The following is a 20,014-nucleotide window of genomic DNA, read 5'->3' on the forward strand; positions in this document are numbered from 1 at the left end:
AAACCGAATTAAGATTTAAGAGACATCCAGTTTTTGACCAATCCTCACACGACGATTTTTCAAATGTTTAGCGAGTACATATAAAATGGAGCTTAAAGCAACAACCAACACAATCAAGCCCCATAAAATTACATTCACAATCTGAGAAATACGTTCGGGTTGTTGTGCACGCAGATCTAAGGGCTGCGTAATTGAGGTGATACTCTTACCATATAGTTGCTGCTGCATGACCCATAACTGTTCAGGCTTAAAATCATATTGTTTAAACTGAATCGAGTTATTCTTTTCAGCGACAATCAATTGATTCACATAGACATTGGCAGTTTTACGATCGACAGGCTGATGCAATAAAGCCACTTGTGCCAACACATAGGCTTTTTCAGTCGATGAAATGTTGGCCTGCTGTAAATCTTGAGCAATTTGACTTTCAACAATATTATTTTGATAGCTCATCCATTGTTGATACGCCTGTTTGGTTTCATCTTTCCAATCGTATTGAATGTAGCTCAGACCAGACCAAAGCAAAATAAAGACAATAATCCAAGCCAAAACTCGTTGTGTCCATGCTTGGAAACGTTGCTGAAAAAACTTAAATTTCTTCATCCAATTGAGCAGTAAAAATGCCCCAATGAACGAAACCAAAATTTTTAGAAACAACCAACCAAACCATGATAATAAATTAAAAAAATAATCGACTGGTTGTTTAAATGGCACCAATTCTTGAACATGATAAGGCAAATCTAATGCCTGAACATGCGTGGAAAGATCAAAGAACCGATAGATAAATTCTTTTTGCAAAAATAACGATGCAACTGTAATAACGACCAATGTACAGGCTAAAACGAACCAGATCATTAAATGACGTTGACGTTTTTTTAATGCATCTAAACGTTGGTCAATCGGTTGTACACTAAAATCGTTTATGGGTGACAATGATTTTTCCTTCAAAAATTAACAATATCAAGATTTGGGTGGTTGGCTATGCTCAAGCACTAAATGATTTAAACTCTCTTGCAAAGCACGTAAACGTGTTGTCGCTTCCGCACGCTTTTGCATCCCTTCTTTCTGAATCTGAATCACATCATTTACTGTTTTAATGAGGGTGTTTTGTACATGTTCAAGTGTTTCCACATCAATCACTGAACGTTGATTCGCTTTCGCAGTATCGACTGAGTTTTGATGCAATAATTCAGCATTACGGCGTAATAATTCATTCGTTGTGTCATCAATCGCTTTTGCTAACTGGACACTATTCTTTTGCTCTTGTAATGAAATCGCCAAACTAATCTGATTTTTCCATGCAGGTAGCGTAATGTTCTTAATGGCATAGAACTTATCTACCAACATTAAATTATTCGACTGGATGATCCGAATCATCGGCAAAGTCTGCATTGCAGATTGTTGCAAAACCTGCAAATCACTGACTCTTTTCTCAAGATTATTCGCCAAATGATTAAGATCATAAATCTGTTGCGTCGTTTGTTGATCCTGCTCTTGTGATGTGAGCATTGAGATCTGTTGCTGAATATCCTGCTGTTTTAATTGCCCTGCAGCAATATAAACACCAAGCTGTTTATATTCATCCTGTACCGCATCAAACATTTTATCTAAGGTTCCAACCCGAGCTTTCAACCCTGATTGAGAGCTTTCAATTTCTTTAAGCAATACATCAATCTGCTCTTTAGTGGTATTAAAATGCTGATCAAAATTTTGTTTAGCATTTTTAAACTTACTCAGTAAACCGCCAAAAAACCCAGAGCTTTTTGATTTATTCAAAATACTTGAAGTATTCAATTGCTGTGCGACTTGCACGACCTCATTAAGTTTTTGTCCAGTCGTATCCAAATCTTTATTCTGAACCAGATTTAACAGTTCATCGGTATAAGTTGAAGTTTTACTGGCAATATTTTTGCCATATTCAGCTACCACTGTGGTACTGATATCTGCCAATTCTTTATGTGCATCCATTACTTCTGCAAGATCATGTGGTTGCAATCCTAAATCTTTTAAATTCAACTGTTCAAAACGTTGCTCAGGCTTTACTTCAAGCTCATGAGATAATTTGCTAAGTTCTGAATCTGACATCTTTTTTCCCTCTTATTTCTGTAATGATTTTTTCAAATTTTTAATTAAATCTTCTCGACTTTTATCAAGCTGATCAAGTGTATTTGTTGAAGTCGATGCTGTACTTTGTTTAACGTGATATTGCCATGCAGGAATCAAAACCTGTTGTGCTTCTTTAAATCGATCTAGCAAGCCAAAAGATAACTCTTGTGATAACTGCATTTGTTTCATCGCAATATCATTACTCGTTTGTAAGGTGTGTAAGGTGTTTATTTTTTTTGAGAGCCGTTCAACAAAATGGTCAAGCTTTTGCTGTTGAGTAAATTGAGGATATTCTATTAAAAATTCATCAGCGGCGCGGATATAAGCGGCCATCTGTTCTCTCAAACCTAAAGCTTGCTGTAGTCGTGATTGCGATTTTTGGATTTCGATCTGTAAGAGCTGACTTAAATGATTTGCTTCATTGATTAAACGCTCAAGATCTTTGACAAACTTTACTTGACCAGCATCGTATTCAACATCTATACCTAACCATTTTTGCAACGCGTTAAAACGACGACCACCTAAATGTTTTTTGGAAATTGAAAGTTGCTGAATAATCTGGGTAATCACTTCACTCAATTGCTGATTCAATCTAGGGTCAACACCATTCAGTAATACACTTTGAGCTTGAACTAAATGGTCTGCATAATGATTCAAACGATGTGGATCATTGAGAAGAGGAAGTAAATCATTACGTTTAATCGCTAAAATATGTTCTTGATTTGATTCAATTTGCGATAAAGGTATGAAGTCGAACGATTGCGTCATATTAGCCGAGTTTAGTAAGAACAAATAAATTTGAACATAGTTAGTTTTAGCATGTTCTTACTCTTTCGCATACTTAAATGTTGTTATGTTTTTTAAAATTTAACATTTGGGAATGAATAAAAAACCTCTTAATTACAATGAATAAAGAAGTTTTCAGAATTGTAAACGATGCTTTATTCATCATTCAGGGCGTATTCAAAACTATTTGGATTTTGCTTACAACGCACTTTTTTCAAAAAGTTCATCATTTTTGGATCATAAATACCTGCTTTGGTTAAAGAAATACGAGCTTCGCGCATCATTTTCATATAATTAAGCTGTTCTTCGGGGGGAATGTTCATCCAATATTTTTCAGGAATTTCTTTTTCATATTTTGCGATGATATTAAAAGTACCCTCAAGTTGACCCGCTACCCATTCACGAGATTTTTGCCCAAATCCTTCAGGAAACTTATCCTTTCGAATAATAAAATTTGCTGAAATTTGTGTTAATGGAAATTTTACGATTCCACCTTTATCCCCCAAACCTTTATAGAGTTCAAAGGGTTTATAAGCAACAATCATTGATAGGCAAGTATTGCTGTTTTTAAGTCTGTTCATGCACCAATTGCATCCAATGATGTACATATTTATTGAATTGGCGACCACGCAAACCACTAATAATCGCACCATCACATTGTCCAAGTTTCAAATCTTAGGAATTTCCATTCAATTACTCTCTAAACAAGATCGTTTTAAACAATTCTAATTAGTCAAATAATTACTGAGCTATTCGCGGTGGAAGCGCATATGTTCCAATCACATGCGCAACTGGTTCTTCATCATCCAAAGAATATAACCACACTTCACCTGTAACTAATGTTTTACCAACTTTGATTAATTTACACTCAGCTTTAATATCTTGATTTCCATTCGGTTTACGAAAAAAATTAATGGTCATGTTGGTTGTAACAGCCATAGCAATTAGACCTAAATGTCCCATAATCGCAACATAAAGCGCGAAATCAGCCACCAACATCAAGGTTGGACCTGATACGGTTTGACCTGGGCGTAAATCGTTCTGATCGATTTTATAAAGTAACTGTGCCCCTTTAGGACTAATCTCTTCGATACTAGTTTTTTCGAGTGCTTGAGGAAATTCCTGTGCCAAAAAATGAGTAATTTCATGCTTACTAAGCGCCATCACAATACATCCCAATTGACTTAGATTATTTTTGAATTATGCCTAAAACTATAAACAAACATTTAATCAGCTTGATCTGAAAGTTCATTTAAGACTTGCCAGTAACTAGGAGGCTCAGGAACATGTCCACGCTCTAATAACATCTGGTGCATTTTAGGTAACTTAAAATATGGAACTGTTGCCATTAAGTGATGTTCTTTATGGAAATTGACATGGATGGGCGCAACTAAAGCACGAGCAATATAACCTGCTTTTGTAGACCGTGTATTGGTTAATGCATTATTACTGGTTGGCATACCTGCATGTTCTGCCATCGAACGAACACGTAAAAATAATGGAAATGGTGTTAAATATGCCAATATCCAAAGCGCATACAATTTAGGATGACCGGCTGCCCATAATATTGAAAACAAAGCAGCATTTGTTGCTATTGCACCACCACTATTTTTTAGAAATGCTTTTGGATAGTCGACCCAATGGCGTCCCTCCTGAGAAATCCAACGACGGTCGTTAGATACCGTCCACTCCATTTTCTCAACATCCATAAGCACTCGTCCAAGCGCGAATTTTAATCCTGTTATTCCAGAAACATCACGGAAAAACTTACGCATTAACGATTTCTTCGAAGTTGGGAAACCCTCTACCAAAGACAAATCAGGATCCTCTACGGTAGAAGTTTTACTGTGATGGCGTAAATGATGGGCACGATATTTCTTTAAATCATTCCAGATTGGACGAGCACAAAGCCAATCAGTGGCAATATCATTCAGCCATTTGGTTTTAAATAAGCTTTGGTGTGAAGCATCGTGCATAATGATTGCAAGCGCAAGTTGACGACCCGCTAATATTACCAATGCAGCTATACACATCAGTAATTTGCCCCAGACAGGTAAATACTCCCATGTACTAGCAACTGCAGCGAAGGTTCCACCAATGACTGCCCAAGTTGATAAAACAGCCCAACTACCGTGTAAATCTGACTTTGTTGTCAATTCTGTGATTTCTTCTCTTGTGAACAAATCACTTATTGATGTACGTGTATTCATATCCCTACCCTACAATTTTTTTATTTCTATAAATACATAAATATATTTTTTATTTTAGATTAAGTAATATTTCTGTCAATACATTAAAATTAATTTTTCAGTAATATTTATACTAAACTAATTTCATAGAATCGTTGCCACAATTCCAGTCCAGTCTGATCCAATTGCTGAACACTTAATGCAAATTGATCACGTAGATGAACATCAACAAAATCCTCAGGTAATAATGGATCATTCATCAGCAAAGAAATGGTCTGCCGACCAAGCAATAACGATTCTTTAGCAGCAATATCTAAGCTTAATTGCTCAACTGTCTCCAACCACTTTTGAATCATTTGACTATATTTTTTATAGTTTTGGTTAAGTGTTTGAGTGGGCCAAAGCTTCGGAATTTTATTTAATGTTGTGGTGTCGAAATGATTAATTTGGCAAATTTTGGCGCTTTTTTCTAAGCCAGAAGCTTGTAATGCCAAAAATACCTCTTTAAAAGAAATGGCTAAATTATCAGGGCGAATATAAATGCCTTGTTCTAACTCTTTAAAACCGAAGTGCTTTAATGCGCGTTCTCGGCGGTTTAAAGCTGTACGATCAACCCGCCCTAATTCACCAGTAAAGACAGCTAAGTATTGATGATCCCATTGTTTTGTTTGTTTAATTCCGTTTTTACGGTTCAACATCACATCGGCCCATTCATGTGATTTAGCCGTAAATTGATATATACCCCGCTCAATCGCTTCAATCACCCCATCACTAGATAATCGGGTTACTGCGACACGAATACTATTTTCGCTAATCTCAAAAAGCTTCGCTGCGATAATAATTTGTTTAATCGAGATCTCACGACCTTGTAGCCCTAAAAGTAAATCAATGATTAAATCTCGGGCATTCATTTTAGCTATTGTCATCTTACAATCGAACCAGTTCTAAACATGAAAAAAGAAATAAAGAATAAGAATTTTAACTTAGAATCTCTCCCTTTTAGTAATTTTTCTAAAAGGGAGATTTTATTTTTATAGAAAAACAAATAATAAAATTATACCCAGTACAATCCGATACCAAGCAAATACGCGTAAAGTGTGGCGTTCAACAAATTTAACTAATGCGCTCACCACCAATAATGCCGAAATAAAAGCAGCAACAAAACCAACCCCGATATTCAACATATTATCTTGTGTCAATACATCTGCATTACGAATAAGATCAAAAGTTGCAGCCCCCAACATCGTTGGCATCGCGAGAAAGAAAGAAAATTCTGTTGCCGCTTTACGAGACAAACCTGAGAACATTCCTCCCACAATGGTAGCACCAGAACGAGAAGTCCCTGGAATCATTGCAACGCATTGTGCACAACCGACTAAAAAAGCTTGCTTGTAAGTAATTTTTGTCGCTTCAGTTGTTTTATGATCAAAATTCTTGGATTCAACCCAGAAAATAATCAGACCACCAACAATCAGTGCGATTGCGACCACAAGAGGACTAAATAGGACGCTTTTAATAAAATCGACTGCAAAAATACCAATCACGACAGCAGGAAAAAAAGCAATTAAAACGCTAAAAGCAAAATGACGTGCTTCTGAATCGCCACTAAAAAAACCTTTAACTAAATCAAAAATCTTTTGTCGGTATAACCAACAAACAGCCAAAATTGCACCAAGCTGAATGACAACTTCAAATACACGCCCATCGTCAGAATGGAAGTCGATCATGTGACCAAATAAAATTAAATGACCTGTACTTGAAATCGGTAAAAATTCGGTCAAACCCTCAATAAACCCTAAAAATAAAGCCTTTAAAATTTCAATATGTTGCATAACTTACTCAAAAAATGCGTAATTCAAGATTAAAATAAACGGCAAGCTTACCTTGAAATTAAATCATTTTATGTGATTGTCACGTAACGTTTTAACCGTGATCTTTATAGATCTAATACGGATTTATCATTAAATAATCATCAAACTATTTTTCTTTTGCATTTGTTCAACAACTTCACGCGTATCGAATCCTAAACGCCAATAAAGCAATTCTAAAACATCTAATTCATCCTGCGTGATGATACGATCGCTCCATAAACATCGCTCTGCAATTGCTAAAATATTGAGACGATCACGCAATAACAAGCCTGAAACATCATTTAAAATTTCTGCTAAATCAAGCGGTTCATCAGAAATATCTGCATAAATTTGCATTTCTTCGGGTGCTAAAATCTGTTGAAGAATTCGCTCACGCACCTCAAGCTGATTTGGACTATTAATTTGCTGTACATGCAATAAAGCATCAATTAAATGCACAATTTGTGCTTTCACATCTTCAAATGATGTTGGTAAATGTGCAGGCATAAGATTGAGTTCACGCTTTACTCGCTCCAATAATAAGGCATCAAGCAAACCCACCTCACCATCTTCTTGGATAATACAAGCCAATTTAGTCAAAAATTGACGAGCAATACTTGTCGGCATGTGTCCAATATTCTTACAGGCATCATGGAAGATTTGAACGTGAATACGACCATCTAAATTCAATAAAGAATCTACAATTGCATGACTTACAGCAGCTTCTTGAGGAATGAATTCACGATATTGACGAATCATTAGAATTGCAACCATCACTTCCCTTGAACCTGTCGCCGTTTGCATCGCTCTTTGTATTAATTCTGGGCGCTTTTTATTCTTCCGCATTTCAGAGTTTAAAGGCTTAATTGCATCATTCAAGGCAAAACTGATCGGCGATAAACGCAATAAAGGTAAAGGCTGTGGCGAGCTCCAAGGTAACGTCATATCTGTCATTTCCTCTTCCAAAGAACGAAACAGACTAAATAAAGGACGATTGCGTAGCTTTTTTAAATTTTCTAATTGCAAATCCTGTAGCAAAGTAGGATTTAGTTCATAAATTCGATCTTTGATACTTGGATGAATATTCATCCAACTTTGCGGACTAAGAGAATTTGCGAAACACATATGTGAAATCGATTCTGAATACGCACTATGAATTTGCGAACCTGAATGGTGGACATAGATACGTAACAAGGTTTGAATATTGGCATTATTATTCATCAAACGCATAGTTTTCAGGTCATTACGAAAGGTTCGCCCACTTAAGGTCAAATATTTAATTAAACGCGTAATTAAGATGCCTAAACTACCAATCAGCCAAATCACTCCACCAATCGCAACAAAAATAGTTTCGAATTTGTTCCGATAAGAGGTTGCATAAGGATTGTAGCCTGCTTGAGCTAATTTACTCCCCCATTGACTAAAGGTAGTTAAACCACTGTATAAGATTTTTAATTTAGTATTTTCGACTGCTTCGCCTGATAAAATCTGGTTGAATTCATAACTCAATAAGCCATATAGCTCTAGCTCATCCAAATTTTGTAGAGCACCCCACGTTAAAATAATTACGATGTCTTGAGATCTGAAGCCTGCGGTTAAGGCATTCACACCAACTTCATTTGGGAGCACATAAACAGCGGGAGTATCGATCGCAAAACTTTGAGCAACTTGCTCTACGACTTTTAATGCTGTGCTTTCTTCGGGCGTACTTTCGTCAAAAACAAGGCGTCTTGCCTTAAGTTGTTTTGCAAGTGAATGGCCGCCTTCACGTAAGACATACAGTTCAGCACCAACCGACCAAACCATCACGAAGAATAAAAGAAAGATAAAATATGGACTAAGAACATGCCACCAAATGGCTTGAGTGTAGTCAAAGAAATGAACGACTAAACCCAAAATCAAATTGAGAATAAAAACTGTCGACAACATAGCGAGCAAGCAAAAACTTACCGACCATGCAATATTTTTATTTTCAATTAAATAATGGCTCATTTCTTTCAATGTAAATTTTCCTGATTACATTGTTGATCTTAGAGGCTTCGAAACCTTAAGTATCATAAAATAAAAAAGCGGGAATTTCCCGCTTTTCTATAGATTTAAATGATTACTCTTCTTTAATACCTGTTAAATCAACAGAAGAAGCATCGATATTTACATCAATATAACCATCTGCTTTCTTTTTTGCTGAATCATTACGTTTCTGCTCGAGATTTATCAGATAGTCATTATCAATCCCACCAGCCACATAGATCCCGTCAAATACAGAACAATCAAATTCTCTTAAATCAGGTACTTTGCTGGTACGCACTGCGTTCTTTAAATCTTCCAAATCTTGGAAAACTAAACGATCTGCACCAATAATCTCACGAATTTCTTCAACTGTACGATCTGAAGCAATTAATTCAGATTTTGCTGGCATATCGATACCATACACGTTTGGATATTTCACCATAGGTGCAGCCGAAGCAAAGAATACTTTCTTCGCGCCAGAATCACGTGCCATTTGAATAATCTCATTACACGTTGTACCACGTACAATCGAGTCATCCACTAACAGTACATTTTTATCTTTAAATTCAAGCTCAACTGGGTTTAGTTTTTGACGAACTGATTTTTTGCGCTGCTGTTGACCTGGCATAATGAAGGTACGTCCGATGTAACGGTTTTTCATAAAACCTTCACGGAATTTCACGCCTAAAATATTAGCCAATTCTAATGCTGAAGTACGACTGGTATCTGGAATTGGAATGACCACATCAATATCGTGCTCTTCACCCCATTCCTTCAAAATTTTATACGCCAGCTTTTCACCCATTTTTAAACGAGCTTTATAAACTGAGATGCCATCAATTGTTGCATCTGGGCGAGCAAAGTACACATATTCAAAAATACATGGACGATATTCTGGATTTACTGCACATTGTTTAGTAAACAATTCACCATTTGAATTAATGAAAATTGCCTCACCTGGTGCAATATCACGCTCAACTTTAAAACCTAGCGCTGTAATCGCAACGGATTCAGAGGCAATAATATATTCAGTGCCTTGCTCAGTTTCACGAGAACCATAAACCAAAGGACGAATCCCGTTTGGATCACGAAAACCAACAAGCCCATGACCTGTGATCATCGCAACAACCCCATAAGCACCTTTACAACGCTCATGAACACGAGATACGGTGTGGAAGATATTTTCTGGCGTTGGGTTGAGTGTACCGATCTTCTGTAACTCATGTGCAAACACGTTGAGTAAAACTTCAGAATCAGAATCAGTATTCATGTGACGTAAATCTGTTTTAAACAGATCATCATGAATTTCTGCGGCGTTGGTCAAGTTACCATTGTGTGCAAGGGTAATACCATATGGAGAGTTTACATAAAACGGCTGTGCTTCAGCACTACTTGATGAACCTGCTGTTGGATAACGAACATGTCCTATCCCATAGTTACCAAGCAAAGCACGCATGTGACGGGTATGGAATACATCACGCACCATACCATTATCTTTGCGGAGGAATAAACGCCCTTGATGGCAAGTTACAATCCCTGCTGCATCTTGTCCTCGATGTTGTAACATCGTCAAGGCATCAAATAACATTTGGTTTACTGGCGATTTACCGGCAATCCCAACAACTCCACACATAGCAACCTCGCGACAAGCTAGGAACGGGGTTTAACCCCAATTAATAAAAAGGATTTTTCGTGGAATGATCAGAACGTTGATCTACTGAAGCGCGTTCTGACTCCTCCATTTCAGTCGAAGGGCGATGTAATAACGCACCTTCAGATGTCATTTGATGTATCGCTTCATTTGCAGCATCTTTTGATATTTCGGTCGCTAATGGCGCGTATGGCAACAAGATCTGTACAAATTTTGATTGTTTCCAATGCGGTGAACTATTCACCCAAGGACCGACACCCTGCATCGCAATCAAGACAATTAATAAACCTTTTAGTGAACCAAATGCACCGCCTGCTAGACGATTTAATGGGCCCAATTTTAAACTTTTCAAGAGCCCATTCAGGAATGCGGTAATAACCCAAGTGCAAATCACGATGGCTAATACAATAAAAGCAAAAGCAGCAATTTTTTGCACAACTGGGTCTTGGCTTAGACTGCTCATCGCAGGTGCCCAAATGACCGCGTATTTAGCCCCAATGACCAATGCGAATATCCACCCGATCAAGTTCGCAAAGGCTTTAATAAATCCTTGACGCAAACCGTTCAGCCCTCCAATGAGCAAGATGATCAGGATGATGATATCAAGTGTGTTCATGTCACACAGTCATCGCGTTAACACAATCTTTTACTAGTGTTGGGCCTGTATAAATAAGGCCACTGTATACTTGAACGAGACTCGCGCCCGCCTCTTGTTTTGCTACGGCCTGCTCACCTGAAACAATTCCCCCGACACCAATTAAAGGAATTTTTCTATCTAAAACATCGGCGAACTGACGTAAACATTCGGTGCTTTTTTCAAAAACGGGTGCGCCCGACAAACCACCTGCCTCATTACCATTTGGCAAATTTTCAACGCCTTCTCGCCCTAATGTTGTATTGGTAACAATTAAGCCATCAATCTTAAATTTCAATAATTGTTTAGCGATAAATGTAATATCTTCAGGCGTTAAATCTGGCGCTACTTTGAGTACTAAAGGAACATAATGATTATTTTCTTTAGCAAGTTCTAGTTGACGTTGTTTCAAAGTTTGTAATAGCTCTGTAAGTGCATCACCACTTTGTAAACTACGTAAATTCTTTGTATTCGGTGAGGAAATATTAACTGTAATATATGATGCGTAATTATAAACTTTTTCTAAACAAATCAAATAATCAGAAACCGCATCTTCAACGGCAGTATCTGCATTTTTACCAATGTTAATTCCTAAAACGCCTTTAAACTTAGCAGCTTTAACATTTTCAATCAGTTGATCAACACCGTCATTATTGAATCCCATGCGATTGATGATTGCTTTCGCTTCTGGAATACGAAATAAACGTGGTTGAGGATTACCTGCTTGTGGACGTGGTGTAATGGTACCAATTTCAATAAAACCGAAACCCAAAGCAGCTAGAGCATCAATGTGCGCACCATTTTTATCTAAACCAGCAGCAAGACCAACAGGGTTTGGAAACTCGATACCCATACAGCTCACTGGTTTATGTGCAGTTTTCTGATGCATCAATCCAAATTTATGCGCTGTATCGAGCATAGAAAGTGTGAGTTCATGTGCACGCTCTGGTGCCAAAGTAAACAACAAAGGGCGAGCCAATGAATATAACATACCAATCACAGTCTACTGATTTTTCAAGTAGCCGTATTATAGGCATAGGCTCAACAAAACACCATGCTTGACATAGGCTTATTTTGTAGAGTCTTTGCTTCAGTGCTTCTTGATTAAACAATTTTCTGGTTTTATTCAAATTTTTAATCTTAGTCTCTGTTTGGGATTTTGCAGAACTTTGGCATTCACAACCTAGTGCATTGGAATGTTTGACATTATTGCGGATTACAGAAGAAGCACTTACCAACGTCATCAAACATAGCTAGGCCAAAAAAGTCATTGTTCATTTGTATTTTTCTGATCTTAAAAAAATTATTTTAGAGATTTAGGACTTACGCACTATTATTTATAGATTCTCTGTGGTAGGAGATGATTTTTATCGAGAATAAAGTCATCAATGAAGTCTTTGATGATTGGTCTAAATAATTTCTTCTGCCAACGATATACATTTTCAAAGATCCGCTCAAACTGGTTCTTTTGTATCTCGACGTAGGCCATCAAGGCTGCAAAAATATGATTCAAAATCAGTTTAGATCGTCTTACTTGAAACTTTTCAATATGACAAACCTGTTTAATCACTCGGTGATATTGCTCTATTTTCCAATGACTTGAATGTAATTCATGAAAACCCTCAAAGGACAATAAATCATCTTCATCTTGATGCACAATATAAAACCTCTGCTGTTCTTTTAACTGAGTCTTAAATAATTGTACAAAGCCAAAATCTTTGAGCCAGACCACTTGACCCTGATGAAAATCTGGCAATAAACGCAGTTGAAACCATTGTCCTTTTTCTGGGGAAACCTTACGGTTACAGTCGATACCAAACATAAATCGAATACCATATTTTCTTATGGTTTTTAGATTTCCAGTCGATGAATACCAACTATCACCTGTAATAAATTGAATCTTTGCACCCCAACTAAGTACTTCACTTAACATATCCATAAAGTAATCATTCTTGGTTTTACCCTCAGATTTGTCATAAATTCGGAAATTAATTGGAATATTTTGACCATTCTGATCTGTCGCATACAGGGTAATGAGATTAATCCCCTTGACGGATCGGTGGTGTTTGCCTGACCAAAAATAGCTAACCAAGTCCATATGTTGACTATATGGTTTATCTAAAACAGTATCATCAATACTGACTATAAGTTTATTATTATCAATATGTTGAATTGCTTCTTGATATAGGTCGTGAGGTGTGTAGTCTTCACGCTCCAGAAAGCGATTTACACTATCATGCGAGATATTATAAGTCTCGGCAAGTTGTGTGCAGCTAATAGAGTTCGGTTCTGTCATGAGAAAGCCCATATAAATGGGTAATGTACAAGTTGCTGTAGAAGCATGTTTAGTTCGTCTGATCACAGATACTTTATAAACTATTTTAATACTTTTTTGAATCCGTCAATGCGTAAGTCCTAAGATTGAAGATGATGGTATCGGCTTTAATATCGATGAAGTGAATAGTGCAAATGTCAATATTGGTTTGCGTAGCATGAAAATTCGTCTTGAGAAAATTCATTCTGTCATGGATGTTCAATCCAAGCGTGGTCAAACCATCATTAGAGTCATTCAGAGTTAATCATACTCATCATGATGAGTCTATAACTATAAAGGAGCTTTAAGCTCCTTTATAGTTATTGCACGGTCGCAGTTAACTTGATTTGATTGTTATTTGAAACCAAGTCCATTTTCTGGATACTTAACCCCATTTGAGAAAGTTGCATTAAGAAGTTTGCAAGAACAGCATAATTTTGATGTTCAGCGACAATTTGAATTTGCTCACCATTCTGCTGTGAAGAAACTGATAAGCCTTGTTGTTGTGCCGTACGTTGAATTTTATCTGCTGCTGATAGCTCCAGATCATTTGCAGGTTTCATTGTTGCTGCATTACTTTGCATCCAAACCATTAAATCTTTTAATTCATTTAAACGTTTTTGCTGTTGCTCGGCCAAAGCATGCATTTTCCATAATGCAAAACCAATAATCACAACAACTAAAAAAACTGTTGTGAAAATTACCATCACGCGTTCACGTACAGATAAGCTCTGTAAATATTGATTTAAGGTTTCAATTTTTTGATCGAAACTATTTTGTAGACTTGTTAATGCTTTCATTATTTTACTTTTACCACCCCAATCGCACCAATCGAATCTGCTTGAACATTACCCAATTCAGCTTGGAAACCTTGTTGGTTTAATTGTTGAGTTAATCCTTGTAAGTCATCTGCAGATTTAGCTTTTAATGACATTGCTAAAGTCGAAGCATCATAATTGACTTGCTGAGCAATGATCTGTTTCTGCATTAAAATCGGTCCTACTCGACTCAACAGCGAAAGTGCTTGTGTATCACCCAGCTGACTCATTCGTAATTGACTTTCGAACTGACTTTTAATGTTTTGCTCAGTAACGCGACTATTTTCACCAAACCACAATTTATATTGATCTATCGCCTGAGCCGATGTCTGATCAGCCACTTTTTTTAGTTTAGACCAACGTAAAGCGTCATAACCCAATTGAACAAAAATGACGGCAACCAAAACCAATGCTGAAGCTTTCCAATAACCTGACCACTGAACTTCTGCATTCTTGGATTTTGGCAAAACATTAAATGGATGCTGTTTTGCCTTTGCCAAGGGCTGAAATTGGTAACTAAATTCAGTGTATTGATCTTGGGTTGAAGCAGCCATAACTGTTTCTAATTCAGTTGAACTAAGATTTGCCAGCTTATAATTCGTTTCAGGTGTTTGAAACTCAAGGAATAATCCCAAGTCATCCACTGAATTACCAGACCATTCCGATTCTCTTACCAATAAGTGATCATAGAGGTTTGCAATCACCACTTGGTTTTCTTCTGGCGTTGGCAAAATTAGAAAATCAGGTAAGAACGCTGCAATTTGAATTGGCAAAAGACTAAGCGCATGTTGCCATGTCTCAACTGTGGAATGAGCCACGCCCATCACACTAAGCTGATCATTTTGAAAATGATGAACCACCTTCATTTGATCGATTGGCAAAGTTACATATTCTTCTAATAAGTATTTAAGCCCTTCTTGCCCTAACTGCTTGTAGTGCATTTTTGTCATAGGCTGTTGCAAGATTTGCGCATTACGGCTTGGAAAATAGACCACTGCCTCTTTTCCATTATGCACTTGTAAGTCCTGAATCAACTGCTCAAGACTATTTGCCTGCAACCAATTTTCCCCTGCCGACCAATACCATGTTCCATTGGTTTCGGGCATCCATATATACAGCATCGGTGTTCAGTACCCTTATCCTATCGCGGATATATAAATTATAGTGTTGGTATAAAACGATTCTTTTGTGTTGATAAACCATTAGCAATCACAGCTTGATCATAAATACGTGCTTCTGCTAATGCAAACGGATTAAAATTCTCATGGGTCAATTGCTCTGCAATATGTGCCACAACATTCATATGACAGACCACAGCAATAGATTCATAGGGTAATTTAGATAACCATTCAATTGCATCTTTAGCATCATCATCAGGTTTAATTTTATCGCAAATTAAAACAGGAATGCCGTAAAAATGAGCCTTGATGTGTGCCAAAGTTTCTTGGGCACGTAATAGCGGACTAACAATAAAAATTTCAGGCTGAATGACATCTTTTAAAAAATGTCCTGTTTGCTCAGCTTGTTGATGTCCACGCACTGTTAATGGGCGTTGAGTATCATTACCGTTGATTGCTGGAGATGCTTCACCGTGACGTACTAAAGTTAACTGCATATAACGACCTTATTATTTATACCTATATATTAACAATGATTGATGACAGTTTTCTGATTAAACTTCATGATGTGGTAAAACAAATTCTACATCACTACGATGACCATTTTTCATCAATGATAAAGCGATCGTCATTGGTGGTGCATTTTCAAAAATAACTTCATATAAGGCATTGGTAATCGGCATATAAACATCCAGTTCTTGTGCTTTAGCACGTACTTGGACAATGGTATTAATCCCTTCGGCTGTTTGACCTAACTCTTTGGTTGCTTGATCAAGTGTTTTGCCTGAACCGAGTGCAAAACCAATTTGATAGTTGCGACTTAATGGACTATTACAAGTTGCGAATAAATCACCTACACCTGAAAGCCCTAAGAAAGTCAAAGGATTCGCACCCTGCTTGACTGCAAAACGGCTCATTTCAGCCAAAGCACGGGTCAAAATCATACTCTTGGTATTTTCACCAATGTTATAAGCTGCGCCCATTCCCATGGCAACTGCATAGATATTTTTTAATGCACCACCAAGTTCCACACCGTGTACATCATCACTACCAAAAACACGGAACAATGCGCTATGCAAAGCATGTTGTACCGCATAGCGAACCAATTCCGATTCACTTGCAATCACGGTTCCTGATGGCATACCTGCCATAATTTCTTTTGCTAGATTTGGACCTGATAAAACACCATAAGGGACTTCTGGTAATTCTGCGCGAATAATTTCACTCATAAAACTAAAGGTTTTTGCTTCAATGCCTTTGGTTAATGAAACTACTGCTTGGGCTGTAATAAACGGCGCAATCTGTTTTAAAACATCACGAAATGAGTGACTAGGAATTGCGACCAAAATAATATCTCGATCTCTTACTGCTAATTCTAAATCAGCAACAGCACGCAAAGCTGGCTCTAATGGATAATCAGGTAAATAACGTTTATTAATATGTGTTTGATTAATTTCTTCTGCTACAGCCGCATCTCGAATCCAAATCATGGTATCGCAACCATTGCGTACAGCTAAATTTGCCATTGCTGTACCAAAACTTCCACCACCTAATACAGTAATTCTTAATGCTGTTTTTTGATCTACAGCCACAGGCTCAACTAAATCACTAAATTTTAACTCTGTCATTTTTTTTCCTGAAACCAATTTCTTTCTTTAATCATTCATCAATAGGATTAAACTTGTTGCCATACTTTTAAAAAATCTTGACTCTCTATTTCTGCACGAGGTGCAATCGTTTTAGCAGCTGTTCCAATATAAATAATACCAGAAATCAAATCTTGCTCTTTTAAGCCCAACTGTTGTTTAAGCCAATTGGATTCTACAGCTGCACCAGAACGCCACATACTCGCAAAACCTTGTGCTTGCAAAGACAATAAAAAGTTCTGAATGGCTGCACCCGTACTTAAAATTTGTTCAAAATGCGGGACTTTCGGATGATCCTGAATTGTCGTAAGTGCTAAAACCAAAAGTGGCGCACGAAATGGATGATGCTTCACTCTTTCTAATTGTGCAGGGTCATTTTCGCCCATATCAGCTAAAGCATTTGCTAAAAACTCACCAAAAGCCGCTCGTTGCTCAGGTATTACAACCACAAAACGTGTTGGTTTCAAACGATGATGATCAGGTGCGGTTAATGCAGCTTGTACTGCTTTTTCGAGTTGTTGTAAATTTGGCGCTGGTTCAACAAGCTGACCAATAGATTGACGTTGATGAATATTTTGATGAATTGTCTCTATATTTGAGTCCGTCATTGACATGAATCTAACTAACACAAGGATTTGTTTAGATTAGCATAATCTAGCCAATTTCCACCACGTTTAATCCTTGCTTAATCATCAATTTGAGAAATTTAACAGAGCGCTACTACAAACTGTACATAACCTGCAAAAGCAATTAAAAATAATATGTTCAAATAATCCAATTAGGTAACTACTTGAGAACAAGCAATGAAAAAAACGTTAATCATGACTTTATTAGGCGGATTGGTACTTGGGCTGACCGCATGTGCATCAACTCCAACCAACACCCTAGCGATCCAAAAAGAAAATAATCAATATGAAGTAACAGGAATTGGTAAAACCAATTTGATCGCTAAAAATAATGCCATTAGTGCCGCTCAAAAAACTTGCACCCGCAATACATCACCAATCGTGGTTGATGAGAAAACCGCATATCAAGGCGTTTTAAAAGGTGTAGTCGATGAACAAACAGGCAAATTGGTTGAAGCTGCTGCGGGTGTACTTGGAACGATTACAGGTAAAAATGCATCATTAGCCAAAGATGATGACTATCAAACAACGCTGACTTTCTATTGTAAAGCAAATTCATAAATATAAAAAAGCCGATATTAATATCGGCTTTTTTATTACATTCAGCTTAGTGAGCTTCGCTCGCAGCCTCTTCTGAAGCTGGGCTTACTGCTTCAGCATTTTTCTTATCTTGTAATTCTGGCTTATCAATTGCGTTGATCGCAGCTTGTTGCTCTGGCGTAGTCGGTGCTGATACTTCTGAAGCTACTGGTTCTTGCTGTTCAACATTTTTTGCTTCTTCTTTCTTTCCACATGCAGTTAACATGATTGGAGCAATAATTAAAGCGGCAAGGGTTAATTTCATTTTCATCACGGCTTTCCACAGTTACTTGGTTAAGTTGATGACGATTATATTGCAAATATATGACATTTTAATGACACAATAAAAAGAGCCGATTGATATCGACTCTTTTTTTAATCACTTGTTATATAACGGAAGCTAAACCTGACTTAAGCACGCTCAAGTAACACAGCCACCGCAGGTAATGTTTTGCCTTCTACAAATTCTAAGAATGCACCACCACCCGTTGAGATATAACCGATTTGATCAGCTACTTCATATTTATCAATAGCTGCTAATGTATCACCACCGCCTGCAATTGAAAAACCAGCAGATTCAGCAATTGCCAATGAAAGTGTCTTAGTCCCTTCACCAAATTGATCAACTTCAAATACGCCTACTGGACCATTCCAAAGAATCGTTTTTGATGTTTTTAAGATTTCTGCAAAAGCTTGTGCAGTTTCAGGACCAACATCTAAAATCATGTCAGTATCTGCAACATCTTCTACTTTCTTAACAACTGCTTGAGCATTTGCCAAAGAACCTAAGAAGTCACTGAAGTCGATTTGAGTTGCATCAGCAACAACGACATCAGTTGGTAATGGAACACTTACTTTTGCAGCAATTTGTTTTGCAGTGTCAATTAAATCAGCTTCATAGAGAGATTTACCAACATTGAAACCAGCAGCAGCAAGGAATGTATTAGCAATACCACCACCCACAATCAACTGATCACAAATGCTAGAAAGTGAATTTAATACATCAAGTTTTGTTGATACTTTAGAACCCGCAACAATTGCTACCATTGGTTTTTCAGGTGTTTGCATTGCTCGACCGAGCGCATCTAATTCAGCAGCTAATAACGGACCAGCAGCAGCAACTTTAGCAAAACGTGCTACGCCTTCTGTTGACGCTTCTGCACGATGAGCAGTACCAAATGCATCCATAACAAATACATCACAAAGTGCTGCATATTTTTGTGCAAGCTCTTCTTTATTTTTCTTTTCGCCATGATTGAAACGTACATTTTCAAGTAATACCACTTGACCCGCTTCAACCTCAACGCCATCTAAATAATCAGTAAATAATTTAACATCCTGACCCAAGGTAGTGCTTAAATAAGCTGCAACTGGTGCAAGTGATTGCTCTGGCTTTGGCTCACCCTCTACAGGACGACCAAGATGAGAAAATACCATTACCGCAGCGCCTTTATCTAACGCAGCTTTGATTGTTGGTAATGCAGCACGTAAACGTGCATCGCTGGTAATTTCCCCATTTTTTACAGGAACGTTTAAGTCTTCACGAATAAGAACACGTTTACCTGCTAAATCAAGGTCAGTCATGCGCTGAAAATTCATGGATGGCTCTCTAGTTGATTTTAAAAACGGCACAATTTTAAATGATTCTCTAAAATAAAGGTGAGTTTTTTTGCAGAAAAGCTGTCTA

Annotated in this window: 20 protein-coding genes and 1 pseudogene; 1 reads left to right on the plus strand and 20 read right to left on the minus strand. The window is 37.3% G+C overall.

Annotated features, from left to right (window positions below; translation table 11 throughout):
* Positions 1-15: 15 nt before the first annotated feature.
* The 18 genes and pseudogenes from ABLB98_RS08220 to ABLB98_RS08305 all read right to left on the minus strand — a co-directional run bounded on the left by ABLB98_RS08220 (position 16) and on the right by ABLB98_RS08305 (position 17,730).
* On the minus strand, positions 16-933 hold the full coding sequence (locus tag ABLB98_RS08220; protein ID WP_348883661.1) for a hypothetical protein: 918 nt from the start codon (positions 931-933) through the stop codon (positions 16-18).
* Positions 934-960: 27 nt separating this feature from the next.
* A complete protein-coding gene (locus ABLB98_RS08225) occupies positions 961-2,085 on the minus strand; it encodes a toxic anion resistance protein (protein WP_348883662.1) in 1,125 nt (374 codons plus the stop codon).
* A 12-nt stretch (positions 2,086-2,097) separates the two neighbouring features.
* Positions 2,098-2,874: a tellurium resistance protein gene (locus ABLB98_RS08230; RefSeq protein WP_348883664.1), complete on the minus strand. Its 777-nt coding sequence runs from the start codon at positions 2,872-2,874 to the stop codon at positions 2,098-2,100.
* A 173-nt stretch (positions 2,875-3,047) separates the two neighbouring features.
* Positions 3,048-3,567: pseudogene (locus ABLB98_RS08235) on the minus strand (putative solute-binding protein); the annotation flags it as partial.
* 66 nt (positions 3,568-3,633) lie between these two features.
* On the minus strand, positions 3,634-4,056 hold the full coding sequence (locus tag ABLB98_RS08240) for a PaaI family thioesterase (protein WP_050039557.1): 423 nt from the start codon (positions 4,054-4,056) through the stop codon (positions 3,634-3,636).
* Positions 4,057-4,118: 62 nt separating this feature from the next.
* Positions 4,119-5,102 (minus strand): fatty acid desaturase family protein, encoded by a 984-nt coding sequence (locus ABLB98_RS08245; RefSeq protein ID WP_348883665.1) that lies wholly within the window; start codon positions 5,100-5,102, stop codon positions 4,119-4,121.
* Positions 5,103-5,209: 107 nt separating this feature from the next.
* A complete protein-coding gene (locus ABLB98_RS08250; RefSeq protein WP_004661533.1) occupies positions 5,210-6,007 on the minus strand; it encodes a PaaX family transcriptional regulator C-terminal domain-containing protein in 798 nt (265 codons plus the stop codon).
* A gap of 105 nt (positions 6,008-6,112) precedes the next feature.
* Positions 6,113-6,913 (minus strand): undecaprenyl-diphosphate phosphatase, encoded by an 801-nt coding sequence (locus ABLB98_RS08255; RefSeq protein WP_005160682.1) that lies wholly within the window; start codon positions 6,911-6,913, stop codon positions 6,113-6,115.
* A 129-nt stretch (positions 6,914-7,042) separates the two neighbouring features.
* Entirely contained in the window at positions 7,043-8,932 is a 1,890-nt protein-coding gene (locus tag ABLB98_RS08260; RefSeq protein WP_348883666.1) for a peptidase M48, read from the minus strand.
* A gap of 103 nt (positions 8,933-9,035) precedes the next feature.
* Positions 9,036-10,574 (minus strand): amidophosphoribosyltransferase, encoded by a 1,539-nt coding sequence (gene purF, locus ABLB98_RS08265; protein WP_288402472.1) that lies wholly within the window; start codon positions 10,572-10,574, stop codon positions 9,036-9,038.
* A gap of 40 nt (positions 10,575-10,614) precedes the next feature.
* Entirely contained in the window at positions 10,615-11,208 is a 594-nt protein-coding gene (locus tag ABLB98_RS08270; protein ID WP_005215519.1) for a CvpA family protein, read from the minus strand.
* A 1-nt stretch (position 11,209) separates the two neighbouring features.
* Entirely contained in the window at positions 11,210-12,217 is a 1,008-nt protein-coding gene (locus ABLB98_RS08275; RefSeq protein WP_348883667.1) for a quinone-dependent dihydroorotate dehydrogenase, read from the minus strand.
* Between the two features lie 342 nt (positions 12,218-12,559).
* The gene (locus ABLB98_RS08280) at positions 12,560-13,588 is read right to left on the minus strand and encodes a transposase (protein ID WP_081399852.1); all 1,029 of its coding nucleotides are present in this window, start codon (positions 13,586-13,588) and stop codon (positions 12,560-12,562) included.
* A 272-nt stretch (positions 13,589-13,860) separates the two neighbouring features.
* Positions 13,861-14,340: a type II secretion system protein GspM gene (gene gspM, locus ABLB98_RS08285; RefSeq protein ID WP_256414881.1), complete on the minus strand. Its 480-nt coding sequence runs from the start codon at positions 14,338-14,340 to the stop codon at positions 13,861-13,863.
* Positions 14,340-15,479 carry a type II secretion system protein GspL gene (gene gspL / locus ABLB98_RS08290; RefSeq protein ID WP_348882416.1) on the minus strand — a complete coding sequence of 380 codons (1,140 nt, stop codon included), beginning with the start codon at positions 15,477-15,479 and terminating at the stop codon, positions 14,340-14,342. Before gspL ends, gspM begins: the two co-directional genes overlap by 1 nt.
* A 38-nt stretch (positions 15,480-15,517) precedes the next feature.
* Positions 15,518-15,973, minus strand: coding sequence for a histidine phosphatase family protein (locus ABLB98_RS08295; protein WP_087536875.1), 456 nt, complete (start codon positions 15,971-15,973; stop codon positions 15,518-15,520).
* A gap of 57 nt (positions 15,974-16,030) precedes the next feature.
* A complete protein-coding gene (locus tag ABLB98_RS08300; protein ID WP_004661512.1) occupies positions 16,031-17,104 on the minus strand; it encodes an NAD(P)H-dependent glycerol-3-phosphate dehydrogenase in 1,074 nt (357 codons plus the stop codon).
* Between the two features lie 47 nt (positions 17,105-17,151).
* On the minus strand, positions 17,152-17,730 hold the full coding sequence (locus tag ABLB98_RS08305) for a nitroreductase (protein ID WP_348882418.1): 579 nt from the start codon (positions 17,728-17,730) through the stop codon (positions 17,152-17,154).
* Positions 17,731-17,925: 195 nt separating this feature from the next.
* On the opposite strand from ABLB98_RS08305, the gene ABLB98_RS08310 reads away from it, so the two are divergent.
* Positions 17,926-18,309, plus strand: a complete 384-nt coding sequence (locus tag ABLB98_RS08310; RefSeq protein WP_348882419.1) for a hypothetical protein — start codon at positions 17,926-17,928, stop codon at positions 18,307-18,309.
* Positions 18,310-18,355: 46 nt separating this feature from the next.
* Here ABLB98_RS08310 and ABLB98_RS08315 read toward each other — a convergent pair whose 3' ends face one another.
* Positions 18,356-18,598, minus strand: a complete 243-nt coding sequence (locus ABLB98_RS08315) for a hypothetical protein (RefSeq protein ID WP_005160734.1) — start codon at positions 18,596-18,598, stop codon at positions 18,356-18,358.
* A gap of 140 nt (positions 18,599-18,738) precedes the next feature.
* Complete coding sequence (locus tag ABLB98_RS08320; RefSeq protein WP_348882420.1) at positions 18,739-19,926, minus strand: phosphoglycerate kinase; 1,188 nt, start codon at positions 19,924-19,926, stop codon at positions 18,739-18,741.
* Positions 19,927-20,014: the final 88 nt, after the last annotated feature.

Source organism: Acinetobacter yuyunsongii, from assembly GCF_041021915.1.
GTDB lineage: Bacteria > Pseudomonadota > Gammaproteobacteria > Pseudomonadales > Moraxellaceae > Acinetobacter.

Coding starts and splice junctions, on each gene's coding strand:
- ABLB98_RS08300 (WP_004661512.1), bottom strand. CDS start 17,104: ATGACAGAGTTAAAATTTAGTGATTTAGTTGAGCCTGTGGCTGTAGAT.
- ABLB98_RS08230 (WP_348883664.1), bottom strand. CDS start 2,874: ATGACGCAATCGTTCGACTTCATACCTTTATCGCAAATTGAATCAAAT.
- gspM (WP_256414881.1), bottom strand. CDS start 14,340: ATGAAAGCATTAACAAGTCTACAAAATAGTTTCGATCAAAAAATTGAA.
- ABLB98_RS08305 (WP_348882418.1), bottom strand. CDS start 17,730: ATGACGGACTCAAATATAGAGACAATTCATCAAAATATTCATCAACGT.
- ABLB98_RS08315 (WP_005160734.1), bottom strand. CDS start 18,598: ATGAAAATGAAATTAACCCTTGCCGCTTTAATTATTGCTCCAATCATG.
- ABLB98_RS08250 (WP_004661533.1), bottom strand. CDS start 6,007: ATGACAATAGCTAAAATGAATGCCCGAGATTTAATCATTGATTTACTT.
- ABLB98_RS08255 (WP_005160682.1), bottom strand. CDS start 6,913: ATGCAACATATTGAAATTTTAAAGGCTTTATTTTTAGGGTTTATTGAG.
- ABLB98_RS08240 (WP_050039557.1), bottom strand. CDS start 4,056: ATGGCGCTTAGTAAGCATGAAATTACTCATTTTTTGGCACAGGAATTT.
- ABLB98_RS08275 (WP_348883667.1), bottom strand. CDS start 12,217: ATGTTATATTCATTGGCTCGCCCTTTGTTGTTTACTTTGGCACCAGAG.
- purF (WP_288402472.1), bottom strand. CDS start 10,574: ATGTGTGGAGTTGTTGGGATTGCCGGTAAATCGCCAGTAAACCAAATG.
- ABLB98_RS08225 (WP_348883662.1), bottom strand. CDS start 2,085: ATGTCAGATTCAGAACTTAGCAAATTATCTCATGAGCTTGAAGTAAAG.
- ABLB98_RS08320 (WP_348882420.1), bottom strand. CDS start 19,926: ATGAATTTTCAGCGCATGACTGACCTTGATTTAGCAGGTAAACGTGTT.
- ABLB98_RS08295 (WP_087536875.1), bottom strand. CDS start 15,973: ATGCAGTTAACTTTAGTACGTCACGGTGAAGCATCTCCAGCAATCAAC.
- ABLB98_RS08310 (WP_348882419.1), top strand. CDS start 17,926: ATGAAAAAAACGTTAATCATGACTTTATTAGGCGGATTGGTACTTGGG.
- ABLB98_RS08245 (WP_348883665.1), bottom strand. CDS start 5,102: ATGAATACACGTACATCAATAAGTGATTTGTTCACAAGAGAAGAAATC.
- ABLB98_RS08270 (WP_005215519.1), bottom strand. CDS start 11,208: ATGAACACACTTGATATCATCATCCTGATCATCTTGCTCATTGGAGGG.
- gspL (WP_348882416.1), bottom strand. CDS start 15,479: ATGCTGTATATATGGATGCCCGAAACCAATGGAACATGGTATTGGTCG.